Origin of the sequence: Nonomuraea longispora (assembly GCF_004348345.1) — a bacterium.
In the GTDB taxonomy this organism is placed as follows: Bacteria; Actinomycetota; Actinomycetes; order Streptosporangiales; family Streptosporangiaceae; genus Nonomuraea; species Nonomuraea longispora.
The window spans coordinates 41,506-56,996 of the sequence record NZ_SMJZ01000013.1 but is presented as its reverse complement, the minus strand read 5'-3'; the positions used below and the strand labels follow the sequence as shown (position 1 = coordinate 56,996).

Annotated in this window: 16 protein-coding genes; 6 read left to right on the top strand and 10 right to left on the bottom strand. The window is 71.0% G+C overall.

Translation table 11 applies throughout. From position 1 onward, the window contains the following. The first annotated feature begins 180 nt into the window (after positions 1-180). The 3 genes from E1267_RS05975 (at position 181) to E1267_RS48185 (ending at position 4,921) form a co-directional block, all read left to right on the top strand. Positions 181-2,619, top strand: coding sequence for a Tex family protein (locus tag E1267_RS05975; RefSeq protein ID WP_132330593.1), 2,439 nt, complete (start codon positions 181-183; stop codon positions 2,617-2,619). Between the two features lie 368 nt (positions 2,620-2,987). Then, the gene (locus E1267_RS05970; protein ID WP_132330591.1) at positions 2,988-3,983 is read left to right on the top strand and encodes a hypothetical protein; all 996 of its coding nucleotides are present in this window, start codon (positions 2,988-2,990) and stop codon (positions 3,981-3,983) included. A 656-nt stretch (positions 3,984-4,639) separates the two neighbouring features. Continuing rightward, entirely contained in the window at positions 4,640-4,921 is a 282-nt protein-coding gene (locus E1267_RS48185) for a hypothetical protein (protein ID WP_246063514.1), read from the top strand. A gap of 45 nt (positions 4,922-4,966) precedes the next feature. Here E1267_RS48185 and E1267_RS05960 read toward each other — a convergent pair whose 3' ends face one another. The 3 genes from E1267_RS05960 to E1267_RS05950 are packed head-to-tail and all read right to left on the bottom strand — an operon-like array spanning position 4,967 to position 6,664. Next, positions 4,967-5,191: a hypothetical protein gene (locus tag E1267_RS05960; RefSeq protein WP_220449358.1), complete on the bottom strand. Its 225-nt coding sequence runs from the start codon at positions 5,189-5,191 to the stop codon at positions 4,967-4,969. 18 nt (positions 5,192-5,209) lie between these two features. Beyond that, positions 5,210-5,956, bottom strand: coding sequence for a DNA-formamidopyrimidine glycosylase family protein (locus tag E1267_RS05955; RefSeq protein ID WP_132330587.1), 747 nt, complete (start codon positions 5,954-5,956; stop codon positions 5,210-5,212). 9 nt (positions 5,957-5,965) lie between these two features. Beyond that, entirely contained in the window at positions 5,966-6,664 is a 699-nt protein-coding gene (locus E1267_RS05950; RefSeq protein WP_132330585.1) for a TetR/AcrR family transcriptional regulator, read from the bottom strand. 97 nt (positions 6,665-6,761) lie between these two features. Here E1267_RS05950 and E1267_RS05945 point away from each other — a divergent pair, with 97 nt between their 5' ends. The 3 genes from E1267_RS05945 to E1267_RS47135 all read left to right on the top strand — a co-directional run bounded on the left by E1267_RS05945 (position 6,762) and on the right by E1267_RS47135 (position 9,885). Then, positions 6,762-7,982 carry a saccharopine dehydrogenase family protein gene (locus tag E1267_RS05945; protein WP_132330583.1) on the top strand — a complete coding sequence of 407 codons (1,221 nt, stop codon included), beginning with the start codon at positions 6,762-6,764 and terminating at the stop codon, positions 7,980-7,982. A gap of 75 nt (positions 7,983-8,057) precedes the next feature. Then, complete coding sequence (gene ilvD, locus E1267_RS05940; protein WP_132330581.1) at positions 8,058-9,707, top strand: dihydroxy-acid dehydratase; 1,650 nt, start codon at positions 8,058-8,060, stop codon at positions 9,705-9,707. 55 nt (positions 9,708-9,762) lie between these two features. Further along, entirely contained in the window at positions 9,763-9,885 is a 123-nt protein-coding gene (locus E1267_RS47135; protein WP_269128796.1) for a hypothetical protein, read from the top strand. A 42-nt stretch (positions 9,886-9,927) separates the two neighbouring features. Here the strand turns inward: E1267_RS47135 and E1267_RS05935 are convergent, their stop codons facing one another. From E1267_RS05935 to E1267_RS05905, 7 genes are all read right to left on the bottom strand, one after another. After that, entirely contained in the window at positions 9,928-10,371 is a 444-nt protein-coding gene (locus tag E1267_RS05935) for a hypothetical protein (protein ID WP_132330579.1), read from the bottom strand. 219 nt (positions 10,372-10,590) lie between these two features. Beyond that, on the bottom strand, positions 10,591-10,977 hold the full coding sequence (locus E1267_RS05930) for an STAS domain-containing protein (protein WP_138200365.1): 387 nt from the start codon (positions 10,975-10,977) through the stop codon (positions 10,591-10,593). 41 nt (positions 10,978-11,018) lie between these two features. Continuing rightward, positions 11,019-11,996, bottom strand: coding sequence for a phosphotriesterase family protein (locus tag E1267_RS05925; protein WP_132330575.1), 978 nt, complete (start codon positions 11,994-11,996; stop codon positions 11,019-11,021). Positions 11,997-12,034: 38 nt separating this feature from the next. Next, positions 12,035-13,468: a methionine--tRNA ligase gene (gene metG, locus E1267_RS05920; protein ID WP_132330573.1), complete on the bottom strand. Its 1,434-nt coding sequence runs from the start codon at positions 13,466-13,468 to the stop codon at positions 12,035-12,037. 134 nt (positions 13,469-13,602) lie between these two features. Further along, positions 13,603-14,106, bottom strand: coding sequence for a TrmH family RNA methyltransferase (locus E1267_RS05915; RefSeq protein WP_132330571.1), 504 nt, complete (start codon positions 14,104-14,106; stop codon positions 13,603-13,605). A gap of 109 nt (positions 14,107-14,215) precedes the next feature. Continuing rightward, positions 14,216-14,686 carry a universal stress protein gene (locus E1267_RS05910; RefSeq protein WP_132330569.1) on the bottom strand — a complete coding sequence of 157 codons (471 nt, stop codon included), beginning with the start codon at positions 14,684-14,686 and terminating at the stop codon, positions 14,216-14,218. 70 nt (positions 14,687-14,756) lie between these two features. Further along, positions 14,757-15,386, bottom strand: a complete 630-nt coding sequence (locus E1267_RS05905; protein WP_132330567.1) for a DUF998 domain-containing protein — start codon at positions 15,384-15,386, stop codon at positions 14,757-14,759. Positions 15,387-15,491: the final 105 nt, after the last annotated feature.

Sequence of the window (15,491 nt, the reverse complement as noted above, 5' to 3'; positions counted from 1 at the left end):
GCGGCGTGACAAGCTACGGCCTGTCCGAGGGCGACCGGGCCGACCTGGTGGTCGTGCCCTCCGGAGGCCCCCACGGAGGCCCCCACGGAGGCCGTGGTCGTTCACCCTGCGCGCACTCTGGTCATGAAAGACGGCGTAGTCCTGCACAATTGACCGGCGGGACCATCGAAAGGCAACCAAGTGCTCTCTATTCACCAGCGGATCGCGGCAGAGCTCGGCGTACGCGACGGGCAGGTGCAGGCGGCCGTCGATCTGCTCGACGGCGGCGCGACCGTGCCGTTCATCGCGCGATACCGCAAAGAGGCCACCGGCGCCCTCGACGACGCGCAACTGCGCACGCTCGAGGAGCGACTGCGTTACCTGCGCGAGCTGGAGGAGCGCCGGGCGGCCATCCTGGAGTCGATCGAGTCGCAGGGCAAGCTCGACGACGAGCTGCGCGAGCAGATCATGGCGGCCGAGACCAAGGCCAGGCTCGAAGACATCTACCTGCCTTACAAGCCCAAACGGCGCACCAAGGCGCAGATCGCCCGGGAGCTGGGGCTGGAGCCGCTGGCCGACCGACTGCTCACCGATCCCTCGATCGACCCGGTCGCCGCCGCCGAGGGCTTCGTCACCGAGGGGGTCGCCGACGCGTCCGCGGCCCTCGAAGGGGCCAGGGCGATCCTGATCGAGCGCTTCGCCGAAGACGCCGACCTCATCGGCGCCCTGCGCGAGCAGCTGTGGAACCGCGGGCGGCTGGTGTCGAAAGTGCGCGAGGGCAAGGAGGAGGCGGGGGCCAAGTTCTCCGACTACTTCGATTTCGGCGAGCCGTTCACCAAGCTGCCCTCCCATCGCATCCTGGCCATGTTCAGGGGCGAGAAGGAAGAGATCCTCTCCGTCACGCTCGAGCCCGACGACAGCCCCGACTACGAGATGCGCGTCGCCTCCCGGTTCGGCGTCTCCGACCAGGGCAGACCGGCCGACAAGTGGCTGACCGAGACCGTGCGCTGGGCCTGGCGCACGCGCATCCTGGTGCATTTGGGCATCGACCTACGCATGCGGCTGTGGCAGGCGGCCGAGGAGGAAGCGGTGCGGGTGTTCGCGGCCAACCTGCGCGACCTGCTGCTCGCCGCCCCGGCCGGCAGTCGGCCGACGATGGGCCTCGACCCCGGCCTGCGCACCGGCGTGAAGGTCGCCGTGGTCGACGCCACGGGCAAGGTCGTCGAGACGGCCACGATCTACCCCCACGAGCCCAGGCGGCAGTGGGCCGAGTCGCTCGCCGTCCTCGGCGCGCTCGCGCAGCGGCACGGGGTCGAGCTGATCGCCATCGGCAACGGCACCGCGTCGCGCGAGACCGACAAGCTGGCCGGCGAGCTGGTCCAGCACATGCCGTCGGTGACGAAGATCGTGGTCTCCGAGGCCGGGGCCTCTGTCTACTCCGCCTCCCCCTACGCCTCGCAGGAGCTGCCCGACCTCGATGTGTCGCTGCGCGGCGCGGTCTCCATCGCCCGCAGGCTGCAGGACCCGCTGGCCGAGCTGGTCAAGATCGATCCCAAGTCGATCGGCGTCGGCCAATACCAGCACGACCTCGCCGAGTCCAAGCTCTCCCGCTCGCTCGACGCGGTGGTCGAAGACTGCGTCAACGCCGTCGGGGTCGAGGTCAACACCGCGTCGGCGCCACTGCTCACCCGTGTGTCCGGCATCGGCTCCACGCTGGCCGAGAGCATCGTCCGCCACCGCGACGCCAACGGCCCCTTCCGCACGCGCTCGGCGCTGAAGAGCGTGCCCAGGCTCGGGCCCAAGGCGTTCGAGCAGTGCGCCGGCTTCCTGCGCATCCGTGGCGGCGACGACCCGCTCGACGTCTCCAGCGTGCACCCTGAGGCCTACCCCGTGGTGCGGCGCATCCTCGACGCCGTCAAGAGCGACCTCAAATCGCTGGTCGGCAACAGCGCGGCGCTGCGCTCGCTGCGGCCCGACGACTTCACCGACGACACGTTCGGCCTGCCCACGATCACCGACATCCTGCGCGAGCTGGAGAAGCCCGGCCGTGACCCGAGGCCCGCGTTCAAGACGGCCACCTTCAAGGAGGGCGTCGAGAAACTTTCCGACCTGACGCCGGGCATGATCCTGGAGGGCGTCGTCACGAACGTGGCCGCGTTCGGCGCCTTCGTCGACGTCGGCGTGCACCAGGACGGCCTCGTCCACGTGTCGGCCATGTCCCGCACCTACGTCAAGGACCCCCGCGACGTGGTCAAGCCCGGCGACATCGTGCGCGTCAAGGTCCTCGACGTCGACATCCCCCGCAAACGCATCTCCCTGACGCTGCGCCTGGAAGACGAGATCACCACCCAGTCGCCTTCCGACGGCCCCCGCCGCGGTGCCGGCCGCGGTGCCAGCCGCGGTGCCAGCCATCAGGGCACGCGCCCCGCCGACGACGGCCGCGACGGCGGGCGCGGCACCGGCAACCGGGGCGACGGCGATCGCAGCGATGGCGGCAGAGGCAACGCCGGGCGTGGCGACGGCGGACAGGGCGCCCGTGGCGACGGAGGCCAGCGTGGGCGCGGTGGCCAGCGCCGCCCCGCACCCACGGGCGCCATGGCCGAGGCCCTGCGCAAGGCCGGCCTCACCGGCGACGACTGACCTCCGCAGCGCTTCACCCTGTCGGCCTCGGTGTTCGGCGGGTTGCCAGCTCCTGGCTGCCCAAGGGCGCGTGCGAATTGTTGAGCGACAACCCACACTTCTCAGCTATGCGTCCACCGTCGCCGGGCGGGGTCGCCGGGCGGGGTCGCCGGGCGGAACGCTCATGCGGGCACGTGTGGTCCTCGCGTCCGGAGGGCCGGACCGGCGAGGGGCCGGTTCCGAGTGGCAGGCTCGGACGGGCCGGAGCGGGGGCTCAGGCTACGGGATGAGGCTGTTGGCGACAGGGGCGGTACGGTCGGATGGTGAGCACAGAGGCGTTTTCCACGGCTGTCGTCCAGGCTCGTGACCTGCTCAGGTGGCGTTCGCCCTTGCGGACCGAGCTCTGGGCGGCCCGGATCACGGCCGGGTTGGCGCCGGAGCAGGTACGACCCTTCCTGGACGAGCTGGCGGCGGACGGCGGTCCAGAGGCGCGGCTCACACTGGTCGCTCTCGCCGCGGTCAACGCCGGCCGCCCGTCGCCTTTCCCCGGCGCATCCGATGCGCCGGACGTGGCGGCCGACCCCCTGGCAGGGGACGGCGACGCGGTGCGGGACGGCGACGCGGTGGCGGGAACCGGGGTGTACACCGACGCCGCCCGAGGGCTCGACGAGACCCTCGCCGGATGGGTGCGCCGGATGGGGCGGGTGACGTGCGAGGGCGCCTGGTACGGCAAGGCCGACCCGTACGGCGAGCAGGTGCTGGCGGTCCTCTCCTACCGCTACGACAACGGCAAGGAGCCGCACATCCTGGTGGTCGGCATCGACCAGCCGCATGGCGGGCTGGCGGTCGACGCGCTGGTCGAGGAGGTGAAGTTCCTCGACGATCTGGGGCTGGCGGCGGCCGAACCGGGAACGGTGGCCGGGCGCATCCTGGACGCGTTCGAGCTGGGTGACCGGATCATGGGGGTGGAGGTCGCGGACACGCTGGCGAGCGTGCGGCCGCTGGCGATCACACGCGCCCAGGGTGTCCCTGGGCTGGTACGCGGAGCGTCCGACGACACCCTGGCCCGGTTCCGGGATCTGCCGGACGTGCCGGGAGCACGGGAGGCGTTCGAGAAGCTGGCCGAGTTCGTCGGGGATCGGCCGCTGTGGTGGAGCCCGCGGCGGGTCTCGGCGTTCCTGACGTCGTGGTTGCCCAGGGAGGCGATCCTGTCGGAGGCGGCCATCGCGGCGATGCCGGAGGTGGTCCGGGCCTGGAGCCGGTTCAGCGGCGGTCATCCGGCGGTGCTGCGCCAGGTCGACGAGGACGCGCCCCGCCTGCCGGCGCTCATGGCCGACGACTCCCTGGCCGGGCTGGGCAAACGCATCGCCCGGAACCGCCTCTGACCCCTGACCGGGCCACCAACGCACCCAGTCCCGACCAGAGGTCACGGGCCGGCGGACATCTCGCCGGAAACGGGCGCTGGACGCGTTCGACGCGGCACTGACCCTGGGCGTTGCATGCGCACAGCGAAGGCCGGGACAGGCGGATCCTGCCGCGACGAGTCCTGATCTCGTTCCCCTGCGGCCACCTACGGCGATGCTGGACGTGACCAGGGGACACCACGCGATGAGCAAGGCGTCCTTCGCGTGGACGCAGCTTTCCGAGGAAGCCGACGCTTAGTCCTGCATTCATCAGGGCTGCCAGGGCCGGCACGCCGGCGGCAACCGGCGCGCCGGCCCTATGGAGCCGGACATCAGAAGTCGCGAATGGATCACCATGGCCGATTGGGGAAGCGCTGAGAATCGCAGACGGCGCAATGGCGGAAATAGGTCGTAAGATAATCGATCGATTGAGTATCGCCTATCTGGCGACGGTGACGGCGGACGGCCGGCCGCGCGTACATCCGGTCTGCCCTTTCTTCCACGGCACCGGGATATGCGTGGGCCTGATCGAGACCTCACCGAAACGCCGTGACCTACTGCGCGACGGAAGGTATGTCCTCCACGCGCTCCCTGGTCCCAGCGACGCCGAATTCCGGCTCCGAGGGTGGGCTCGCGCGGTGGATGACGGAGAACGCGCCGAACTGGCCCGTGCGGAGCGCGGGTCGATACCGGACACGAGCCGGGTGTTCGAACTGCTCATCGCCACCGCGCACACCACCGTCTACCGTCCGGGGAAGAATGACCTTCCTGCCCCCACCCGCCGTCGATGGACCGCCGCCCTTGCCGACATCGCTCACTGGGTGGCGGGACGGCCGGCCCGGGGATGGTGGCACGAGGTCGAGGTCAACCCGTCCGATCTGACGGTTTCGCGGCATCCACCGCCATCCGTCGCTTCCTGACGGGCTGGTGACCGTACTGAGCCGCGTATCCGGCGTGAGCCGGCTCTATCCCCATGTCAAGCGACGAGCAGCCGACCAACAACCCGTTCTATCCCGGCACAGCGGCGGGGCCGAACCTAGCTCGGGGATGCGGTGGTGGCCGGCGATCCCGACGAGCTCGGCGTCGGGATAGCGGGCGAGGATCTCCCGGCCGCGGGGCAACTCGGCCGCCGCGGGTTCGAGGTAGATGCGCCGGATGTCCAGCAGGTTGTCACGTGTGGTGATGCTCATGTCACTCCCCTTGCCAGGCTATCCGGGCTGGTCCAGTGGGCAGGCATAGGCGGTCCTGGAGGCGAGCTGCCACGTCCGTACGCCGGCCCCGCACCGCCGGCACCGTTCACGCTTGTAGACCCAGCGTTCGTGGGGCGCGTCCGGGTCGCTGACGACCTGCCCGGCGTCGCGCCCGAGCGGCATGTACGCGGTCGCCGCCTCCCACAGGCGGGCGGCGGCGTCGGGGCCGATGCCGCGCGCGCCCGGGTGCAGGCCGGTCAGGAACAGCAGTTCCGCCCGCCACGCGTTGCCGATACCCGCCAGCACGCCCTGGTCGAGGACGGCCGCGCCGACCGGGCCGCGGAAGGCGGTGAGCCGTTCGACGGCCTCGGAGGGCTCGGCGTCCCGGCGGAGCGGGTCGGGGCCGAGTGAGGCGCGCAGCTCGGCGAGGGCCTGTGGTCCGAGCGGCTCGCACCGGATGGGGGCGATGAGGTCGTACGCCACCTCCTCGGTGGCCAGCCGGAGCCGGGTGCCGGGCCTGGGAGCGGTTGCCGGGTCGGCGTGGCGCAGGAAGAGGCCGCGCATCCCGAGGTGCACGTGGATGGTGGGGGCTCCGTCGACGTGGTAAAGGAGGTGCTTGCCCACGGCCTCCACCTCGGTGACGGCCCGCCCGTCGTAGGGGCGGGCGTCGAAGCGGCCCTGAGGGCTGGTGGCGCGCACGACGCGGCCGGAAAGCGCCGCGTGCTGCTCGCCGGCGTGGCGGTGAACGAGATGTCCTTCGGGCATATCTCCGATCTACCCGCTGAGCTGGGCCGAGGCGCTGGACAACAACATGTCGAGCGCCGTCGGGTACGCGCTGTCGTTCATGTGGGCGACGAGCAGCGGCGCGGTGGCGGCGATGTTGGGGTGGGTGGCGGCGGGCAGCCGGGCGTACGTGTCGCGCCACACCTCTTCGTCGGCCTCCCGCGCGGCCTTGGGGAGGGCGAGGGTGGCGGCGTCGAGGATGGCGAAGGCCAGGCTCTGGTCGATGAAGGCGTGGTAGACGCGCACGGCGTCGTCGTCGGGGAAGCCGGCACCGCGCAGGACGCCGAGGATGGCCTCGTCTCCCGCCACCTCGTTGGGCCGGCCGGTGACGCGGCTGGCGGTCAGCACGGCGGCCTGCGGGTGGGCGAGATAGGCGTGGTGGATGCGCAGGCCGAGGTCGCGCAGGTCGGCCCGCCAGTCGCCGGTGGCCGTCCAGCCGGCCATGGCGTGCCCGTACAGCTCGTCGGCGATGGCCAGGACCAGGTCGTCCATGCCGCGGAAGTAGCGGTAGACGGCGCTGGCGTCGGCCCCGAGCGCGAGGCCGAGACGGCGGGCGGTGAGCCCGGCCGCGCCGTGCTCGCGCAACATCCGCAGCGCGGTCTCGACGATGAGCCGGTGGGTCAGGACCTGTCCGTGTTTGGTGGGGCGCCGCCGCCTGCGCGACGCCTCATCGACCACCCGTTTTGCCACAGTACGCCCCTTATGCCAACGCCATTGACGTTGATAACCCTAAGGCATTGGATAAACGACACACCCCTCAAATCCGCATAAAAGGGGATCTATCGTCATGCGTATCCTCCTCGTCGGCTCCGGCGGCGTAGGCACCGCCATCACCAGGATCGCGGCGCGCCGTCCCTTCTTCGAGCACATGGTCGTCGCCGACCACGACCTCTCCCGCGCCCAGGCGGCCGTGGCCGCACTGGGTGAGCGGGCGGGCAGGTTCACCTCGGCCAGGGTCGACGCCGCCGACGGCGCCGCCGTCACCGCGCTGCTCGCCGGGCACGGCTGCGACGTGCTGCTGAACGCCACCGATCCCCGGTTCGTGTCGCCGCTGTTCGAGGCCGCGCTCGCGGCCGGGGCGGGCTATCTCGACATGGCGATGTCGTTGTCGCGGCCGCACCCCGACCGGCCGTACGAGAAGGTGGGGGTGAAACTGGGCGACGAGCAGTTCGCCCGGGCGGACGCGTGGGCCGCGTCCGGCAGGCTCGCGCTGGTCGGCATGGGCGTGGAGCCGGGCCTGTCCGACGTCTTCGCCCGCTACGCAGCCGACGAGCTCTTCGACGAGATCGAGGAGATCGGGGTCAGGGACGGCGGCGACCTGACCGTCGAGGGGTACGCGTTCGCGCCGTCGTTCTCCATCTGGACCACCATCGAGGAATGCCTCAACCCGCCCGTCGTCTACGACAAGGATCGCGGCTGGTACACCACGGAGCCGTTCAGCGAGCCGGAGATCTTCGACTTCCCCGAGGGCATCGGCCCGGTCGAGTGCGTCAACGTCGAGCACGAGGAGGTCGTGCTGGTCCCTCGCTGGGTGGACGCCGGCCGGGTCACCTTCAAGTACGGCCTCGGCCAGGACTTCATCGACAAGCTCAAGGCCCTGCACGCCATGGGCCTGGCCGGCACCGAGCCGATCGAGGTCAGGTCCGGCCAGGGGACCGTCCTGGTGGCACCGCGCGACGTGGTCGCCGCCGCCCTCCCCGACCCGGCAGGGCTGGGTGGGCACATGCGCGGCAGAACCTGCGCCGGCACGTGGGTGAAGGGCGTCAAGGACGGACGGCCACGCGAGGTGTACCTGTACCACGTGGTGGACAACGCATGGTCGATGCGCGAGTACGGCTCCCAGGCCGTGGTCTGGCAGACCGCCGTCAACCCCGTCGTCGCGCTCGAACTGCTGGCCGGTGGGGTGTGGAAGGGCACGGGCGTGCTGGGGCCGGAGGCGTTCGACGCGCGCCCGTTCCTGGACCTGCTGGCCGCGTACGGCTCACCGTGGGGCCTGCGCGAGCAGTGAGGGGGCCGGAGGAAACACAGGGAACGGACACAGGATCATTGAGATGCGACGACCCGTACACCGGAGGTTGACCCCTTGAGCATCGCCGACGATCCCGACCGCGCCCCCGCCCGCTCCCACCTCTATGCCATGGGCCTGTCGGACGAGGACATGCGCCGCCCCGTGGTGGGCATCGCCTCCACCTGGACCGGCACCATGCCGTGCAACCTGAACCACCGCGAGCTGGCCGCGCACGTGGCCGACGGCGTACGCGCGGCGGGCGGGCTGCCGATGGAGTTCAACACCATCGCCGTCTCCGACAACCTGACCATGCACACCCCCGGCATGCGCACCTCGCTGATCAGCCGCGAGGTGATCGCCGACTCCATCGAGCTCATGGGCCGGGCGCACTCCTTCGACGCCCTGGTGGCCATCGTCGGCTGTGACAAGACCGTCCCGGCCGCCATCATGGCGCTGGCCCGGCTGGACGTGCCCGCGGTCGTCCTCTACAGCGGCAGCATGCTGCCGGGCCGCTGGCGCGGACGCGACGTCACCATCCAGGACATGTGGGAGGCCCTCGGCGAACGCGCCGTCGGCCGCCTCGACCAGAGCGAGCTCGACGACCTGGCCCGGCACGCCTGTCCCGGCGCCGGCACCTGCGCCGCCCAGTACACCGCGAACACCATGGGCAGCGTCGCCGACTTCCTCGGCCTGGCGCCCTTCGGCACGGGCGACATTCCCGCGGTGGCCCCGGAGAAGGACGCCGCCGCCCGGCGCGTCGGCCAGATGGCCATGGAGGCGCTGGCCCGTGACGCGCGCCCGTCGCGCATCCTGACCGAGGACGCCCTGCACAACGCGATCGTCTCGGTCGCGGCCATGGGCGGCTCCACCAACGCCGTCCTGCACCTGCTCGCCATCGCCCGCGAGGCGGGGCTGCCGCTCGCCATCGACGCGATCGGCGAGGTGTGCCGCCAGGTGCCGATCATCACCGGGCTCAAGCCGAGCGGCGGCCCCTACACCGCAGCCGACCTGTGGCGGGCGGGCGGCACCTCCCTCGTGGTCCGCCGCCTGCTGGAGGCCGGGCTGCTCAGGGAGAACGTCACCCTGGTCGACGGCCGTACGCTCGCCGACGTCGCCGCGCAGGCCGAGGAGAGGCCGGGGCAGAAGGTGGTGGCCGACGCGCGGCAGCCGTTCAAGGCCCGCGGCGCGCTGGCCATCCTGCGCGGCTCGCTCGCACCCGACGGATGCGTGCTCAAGCTGGGCGGCAAGGACGACTTCCGTCACGAGGGCCCGGCCAGGGTGTTCGACTCGGAGGACGCGTGCATCGCCGCCATCGAGGCGGACCTGATCGTGCCCGGCGACGTCATCGTGGTCCGTTACGAGGGCCCGGCGGGCGGGCCGGGCATGCGCGAGATGCTCTCGATCACCGGCCCGCTGGTCGGCCGGGGCCTCGGCGCCTCGGTGGCCCTCGTCACCGACGGGCGCTTCAGCGGCGTCTCGCACGGGCGGGTGATCGGCCACGTGGCCCCGGAGGCCTACCACGGCGGCCCGATCGCGCTCGTACGCGACGGCGACCCGATCGTCATCGACAGCGCCGCCGCCACCCTTGACCTGCTGGTGCCCGAGGCCGAGCTGGAACGCCGCCGAGCCGCCTGGCGGCGCCCGGAGCGCGAGGTCGAACGCGGCGTGCTGACCAAGTACGTGGCCGCCGTGCGCTCCGCCTCCGACGGCGCGGTCACCGCCTGAACCCGGTGGCGGCCTCCGGGACCTCGGCATGGTCGGCGGACGGCTATGCTGCCCATTGACGTGTGGCCGCCCCGAGAAGGAGATTCGCGCGATGTACAAGGAGTTCGCTGTCGAGGCCGTGATGTGGCTGGTCCCGGTCGTGGTGCTGATCGGGCTGGCGCTCCTCGTCACCGCGTAGGCCCGAGGGCCGGCCAGACACGGCCGGCCCTCGAACCGTCATCTAGCGGTAATACCTGTACGCCACGGACGTGTTGGCGCGGTACCGGAAACCGGTGTAACCGTCGAGGTAACGGTTGTAGAGCCGGTTCAGTGTGCTCGTCCGCACGGTGCAGCTGGCGTGGCGGACCTTACGGGCCCGGATGCCGCCGACGTAGTCGTAGCAGGTCCCTGCCCTCCTGCCGTTCACCGTGAGCCTGACGTTGAGCTTCACGTCGAACAGGTTCTTGCGTGAGACGTTCCGGATCCGGACCTCGACCCGGCAGGTGTTCCTGCACCTGCCGAAGGACGCGTTGGTGCGGATCAGCTGAGGCCGGGCGGTGATGGCCGCCTTGGACGCCGTGGCGGCCACGGACGTGCTCGCCGCGGTCGACGCGTTGGCGGGCGCCGCCACGAGCGACGTCGCGGCGGCGGCGACTAAGACCGTTCCAGCCAGACTCTTGATCATGCATGCCCCCTGTGCCTGAACAGCTGCTTCCCCCTGTGGCAGCGGCTGGTATTCCGTTTGATTACATCAAGAATCCGGAAGCACCAACATTTCACCGAGGCAATCTGATATAGAACGGTTATTCTTTTATGCCCGCCTTATACGAAGACGCCTAAGGTGCCCATGCCGCTGAGCAGGGACAGCACGGCAGGCGCACCCCGGGCGAGGACCCCGCGACGCTCAGCCGGTGAACGGCGGCTGGTCGCCGGCCTCGTTGAGCTCGGCTATGGCCAGCTCGGCCGTGCTGCGGATGTCGAAGAACTTGTCGAGCGCGGTGATCGCGAACAGGTGCTTGCAGCGGCCGTTGAGCCCCGACAACAGCAGCCGGCCCCCCGAGGCGGTGACCGCTTTGTGGAGGTAGACCAGCACGGACAGGCCGGAGGAGTCGCAGACGCTGACCGCCTGCATGTCGATGACGAGCAGCGGGGGCTGGGTCAGGTCGAGAGCCTTGGTGACGCGGTCGCGAACCTCCGCGGCGGAGCCGAAGTCGAAATCCCCCGTCAACCGCGCGATGACACAGGGTCCCTGGAGTCCGAGGCTTATCGACAAGGCCTGCTCCGAAGTCACCCAGCTCCACCTACCTGCGTTGCTTGCCCGATCCAACCACTCTACGAGAAGTAGCGCTTCGGGTTGAACACCAGCATCTGCTCAATCTGGCCATCGGTCACACCCGAGTCGAGCAGTGCGGCCAACACGTCGTCGTGAATGTGATCGTAGCGCCAGTTGGGCGCGAGCGTGCCGCGGGCGTCGTCCCACGCACCGCCGAAGTAGTCCATGAAACAGGCGGTGTCGTGACTGAGGACCATACGGTCAGCGTATCCGCGCTGACACAGCGCCGCGATCGTGGCCACCCGCTGCGCGGTCGGGTTGTACACGTCCAGCCCGAACCGGTCCATTCCGAGCGTCGCGCCGGTGTCGGCCATGCGCATGAGGTAGTCGAGGTCGTTGCTGTCGCCCGCGTGCGCGACGATCACCTTCTCCAGGTCCGCTCCCTCCCGGGCGAACAGGTCGAGCGCGATGAGGCCGCTCTGGGTGAACGCGTTGGTGTGCACGGTGATCGGCGCGCCGGTGAGGGCGTGCGCCCGCGCGACGGCCCGGCAGATGCGCTCCACGCCCGGCGTCAGGCCCTCGGCCTCGACGACGCACTTCAGGAACGCCGCCTTGACCCCGGTGCCGGCGATGCCCTCGGTGAGGTCGCGGACGAAGTCGTCGATCATGGGGTCCGGCATGTCGAGGAACAGGCCGGGGCCCCGGTGCTCGTACTGGTGCGGCAGTTCCGCGAAGACGTACAGGCCGGTGGCGACGATGATGTTCAGGGCGGGCACCTGCTCGGCGACCCGCTGGACGCGGGGGATGTAGCGCCCCAGCCCCCACACCGTCGGATCGACGAGCGTCCGTACGCCCTTCGCCGCCACCGCGTTGAGCTTGCCCACCGCGTCCGCCACGCGGAACTCCTCGTCCCACCACCCGCCCGTGCCGTAGTTGTCCAGGTGCTCCGGGGACACGACGAAGATGTGCTCGTGCATGAGGGTCTGACCGAGCTCCTCAACGTCCACGGGACCGCGCAGGGTGTCGACGGTGGGCATGCGGCACCTCCATACCGGTTGGTCGGGTGCGCGCCAACCTACACCGGCTGCCGGGACCCGGCCAGCCGCCGGAACAGCGGCTCGGGCCTGGGCAGCCGCCCCTCCGCGTTCGCGCGCACGGCGGCGGCCACGCGCGCCGCCGCCGTGGGCAGGAAGGGCTCCAGCTGTACGGCCAGCGTCCGGCAGGCGTGCACCAGCGTGGCCAGGGCCACCTCCTGACCGGCCGGCGGCAGCGCCCAGGGCCGGGTGCGCTCGACGTACCGGTTGGCCTGCTCGACGAGCGCCTGCACGGCGGTCGCGGCCCGCCGGAAGTCGAACGCCTCCAGCGCCTCGTGCACCGCCTCGTCCACCTCGAACGGCTCCTCCTCCCGGGCCTCCACGGGGACCCGGCCGTCCAGGAACCGGTGCACCATGGTGACGACCCGGTTGACCAGGTTCCCCAGCCCGTTGGCGAGATCCTCGTCGGCGCGGGCGACCAGGCGTTCCTCGGTGAAGTCGGCGTCGCCCACGCGCGGCACCTCGCGCAGCAGCCACCACCGCACGGCGGCGACCCCGTACGCGTCCACCAGCGCCACCGGGTCGGCGGCGCCGCCGGACGACTTGCTGATCTTGCGGCCCTCCGCCGTCAGGTAGTCGTGCACGAAGATCCCCGTGGGCAGCGGCCTGCCCGCGGACAGCAGCATCGCGGGCCAGTAGACGGCGTGGAAGCGGATCACGCCCTTGCCCATGAGGTGCACCTTGCGCGGCTCGGCCACCCACCAGCGCTCGTAGTCGCCACCTTGGAGCGCGGTGACGTAGTTGGCCAGCGCGTCCCACCACACGTAGACGACCTGGCCGGGATCGCCGGGCACCGGGATGCCCCATCCCCTGGCGCGTGCGGCCGACCGCGAGACGCTGATGTCGTCCAGCCCTGCCTCGACGAACGCCAGCACCTCGTTGCGCCGTACCGCCGGCTCGATCCTGAGCCGCCCGCCGCGGATGAGGTCGAGCAGGGCGTCCCGGTAGCGGGAGAGCCGGAAGAACCAGTTCTGCTCGGAGACGGGCTGCAGCGGCGCCTCATGGCCGTCGGGACAGGGCCCGGCCGGGTAGAACTGCTCGCAGCCGACGCAGTAGAGGCCCTCGTAGTGGCGAAGGTAGAGGTCGTGACGGGTGGCTTCCCAGATCCGCTCGACGCCCGCGCGATGCCCGGGATGGCTGCTCGTCCTGATGAACGCGTCGAACGACAGGTCGAGCGGCCCCCGCAACCCCTCGAACGCGGCGGCGTTCCTGTCCACCAGCTCCCGCACCGGCACGCCCTCCGTCTCGGCGGCCAGCACGTTCTTCAGGGAGTTGTCGTCGGTGCCCGTCTGGAACCGTACGGGCTCGCCGCGCCGCCGGTGGTGCCTGGCCAGCACGTCGGCCTGGACGAGCTCCAGCGCGTGCCCCAGGTGGGGGCGGGCGTTGACGTAGGGGATGGTCGTCGTGATGTACATCGGATGCCTCCAAGGGGCCCCGGACACGACGAGAGGCCCCGCTCGCAGGGCCTCAACAGGACGTCGCCGATGAAAGCCCCTAGGGGCTCGTCATCACCAGGCACGTCGTCATGCCGTCATGCTACAGGGCGGGCTCAGGAGAGTCCGGCGAGTTTGTACAGGACGAGCGAGCCGGCCACCGCCACGTTGAGGCTCGCCCCCGTGCCGATCATGGGGATCTCGACCACGGCGTCGAGCAGGTCGAGCGCCTCGCCGGGGATGCCGGTGGACTCGTGGCCCAGCACGACCACGGTCGGCTCCCTGGCCATCGGCAGGTCGGCCAGCCGGATGGCCTCCTCGGCCAGTTCGGCGCCGAGCACCCGCTCCTGCCTGCGGGCCAGCCAGTCCAGCGGGCGGACCCAGTGCACGCACGCCCTCGTGCGCAGGGTGTTGCCCTTGGCCAGCGCCTCGGGCACCCACGGCAGGCGGGGCACGGCCATGCACGCGCCGACCGCGTCACACGTGCGCAGGAGGGTGCCGAGGTTGGCGTTGTGCATCGGCCAGAGCGGAGCGACGGTGAGGTGGCCGAGGCAGCGGGGCGGCCGGCGCCGCCGCTGGGACCGGAGATCTTCCCTGGTGCGCACCCGGATCCCGCTCATGCGCGCGGGAGGGTGCTCCTCTGGGTGATGTGCATGTGGGAGGCGCTTTCAGCGGCACGCCCGAGCCATCGACGTTGCGTTGCCGCCATTTTACCCCCGCGCGGGCCCGTCAATCCTTCCCCTCGGGCCCGGCAGGCGGGGCGGGCACCACCAGCACCGGCCTGCCCGCGTGGTGCAGCACCCGGTCCGACGTGCTGCCGAGCAGCAGCGAGCGCACACCGCCGAGCCCGCGGGTGCCGGTCACGATGAGCTTGGCGTCGATCTCGTTGGCGACGTCGACGATGGTCGACCAGACGGCCACGGAGTCCACGTCGCACCGGGGCACGGCGTTCAGCCCGCCCTCCCTGGCCATGTCCGCGCCGCGCCCGGCCAGTTCGCGCATCGCCTTGGCGATCGCCTCGTCTTCGAGGCCCGACTGGTCCATGGCCATCAGCAGTCCCGCGGAGGCCCTGGCCGAGGTCATGGCCAGCCGCTCCCACACGGTCAGCACGACCGCGTCGGCGCCACGGAACATCTCGGCCGCGAACGCGATCGCGGCATTGGCGTCGTCGGAACCGTCGTACGCGATCAGAATCGTCATACCAGCCACTCCTCAGGCGAAATCAATCGGAACCCCCTTCTATCCCGAGGGGCGGCTTTCACTCCTCGCGCTAGGCCATGATCGGCGTGACACCGCGGTCGGAGGTCCTGGCCGACGGCTTGAGCATCGACAGGCCGGCCAGCGCCAGCACACCGAGTTCCGTGATCACCACGGCCCGCTGGGTGAGGCCGGCCGGGATGTCCTGGTCGGCCAGCGGAATGCCGAACATGCGGACCACGTACGGAACCACGACCAGCAGCAGCGCGCCCAGCGCCACCCCGCTGAGCACCCGTACCGCCCTGGCGAAGCGCACGTTCGCCCGGGCCAGCAGCATGCCCGCCACGGGCATCACCAGGAAGGCGACGAAGGCGGCATAGCGGTGGATGCCGCCCGACAACGACAGCGGCACCCCGGGCCGGTCGGTGGGGAAGGCTCCGACCAGGAACATGCTCGCCCCCCACACCAGCAGCAGCACGACGACCCAGCGGTCCGTCCCCGACCGGCGCAGTGCCTCGGCGATCAGCGCGGAGCCGGCCGCGAGCAACGTCAGCGAGGCGGGCAGCAGCCATCCCGACGACTGGAACGCGTACTCGCTGATCACGCTGTGCAGCGGGTCCAGGTCGGAGCCCGCGTGCAGGGTGAGCATGGCGGCGCTTCCGGTGCCGATGGCGGTGAATCCCGTGGCAAGCAATCCCCTCATGCCTCCAAGCTCGTGTAATGCGAGCTTTGCGACTATCGGAGATGGGCCCGAACCGGCCCTGAAGCTTCCCTTAATACCTTGGTCTCACTGGACCCGGGCCGACCC

Bases quoted from the DNA above. Each gene is read 5' to 3' on its own strand.
- E1267_RS05915 (WP_132330571.1), bottom strand. From the start codon at position 14,106: ATGAGCGGGATCCGGGTGCGCACCAGGGAAGATCTCCGGTCCCAGCGG.
- E1267_RS05945 (WP_132330583.1), top strand. From the start codon at position 6,762: ATGCGTATCCTCCTCGTCGGCTCCGGCGGCGTAGGCACCGCCATCACC.
- E1267_RS05905 (WP_132330567.1), bottom strand. From the start codon at position 15,386: ATGAGGGGATTGCTTGCCACGGGATTCACCGCCATCGGCACCGGAAGC.
- E1267_RS05955 (WP_132330587.1), bottom strand. From the start codon at position 5,956: ATGCCCGAAGGACATCTCGTTCACCGCCACGCCGGCGAGCAGCACGCG.
- E1267_RS05910 (WP_132330569.1), bottom strand. From the start codon at position 14,686: ATGACGATTCTGATCGCGTACGACGGTTCCGACGACGCCAATGCCGCG.
- E1267_RS05935 (WP_132330579.1), bottom strand. From the start codon at position 10,371: ATGATCAAGAGTCTGGCTGGAACGGTCTTAGTCGCCGCCGCCGCGACG.
- E1267_RS05960 (WP_220449358.1), bottom strand. From the start codon at position 5,191: ATGAGCATCACCACACGTGACAACCTGCTGGACATCCGGCGCATCTAC.
- metG (WP_132330573.1), bottom strand. From the start codon at position 13,468: ATGTACATCACGACGACCATCCCCTACGTCAACGCCCGCCCCCACCTG.
- E1267_RS05925 (WP_132330575.1), bottom strand. From the start codon at position 11,996: ATGCCCACCGTCGACACCCTGCGCGGTCCCGTGGACGTTGAGGAGCTC.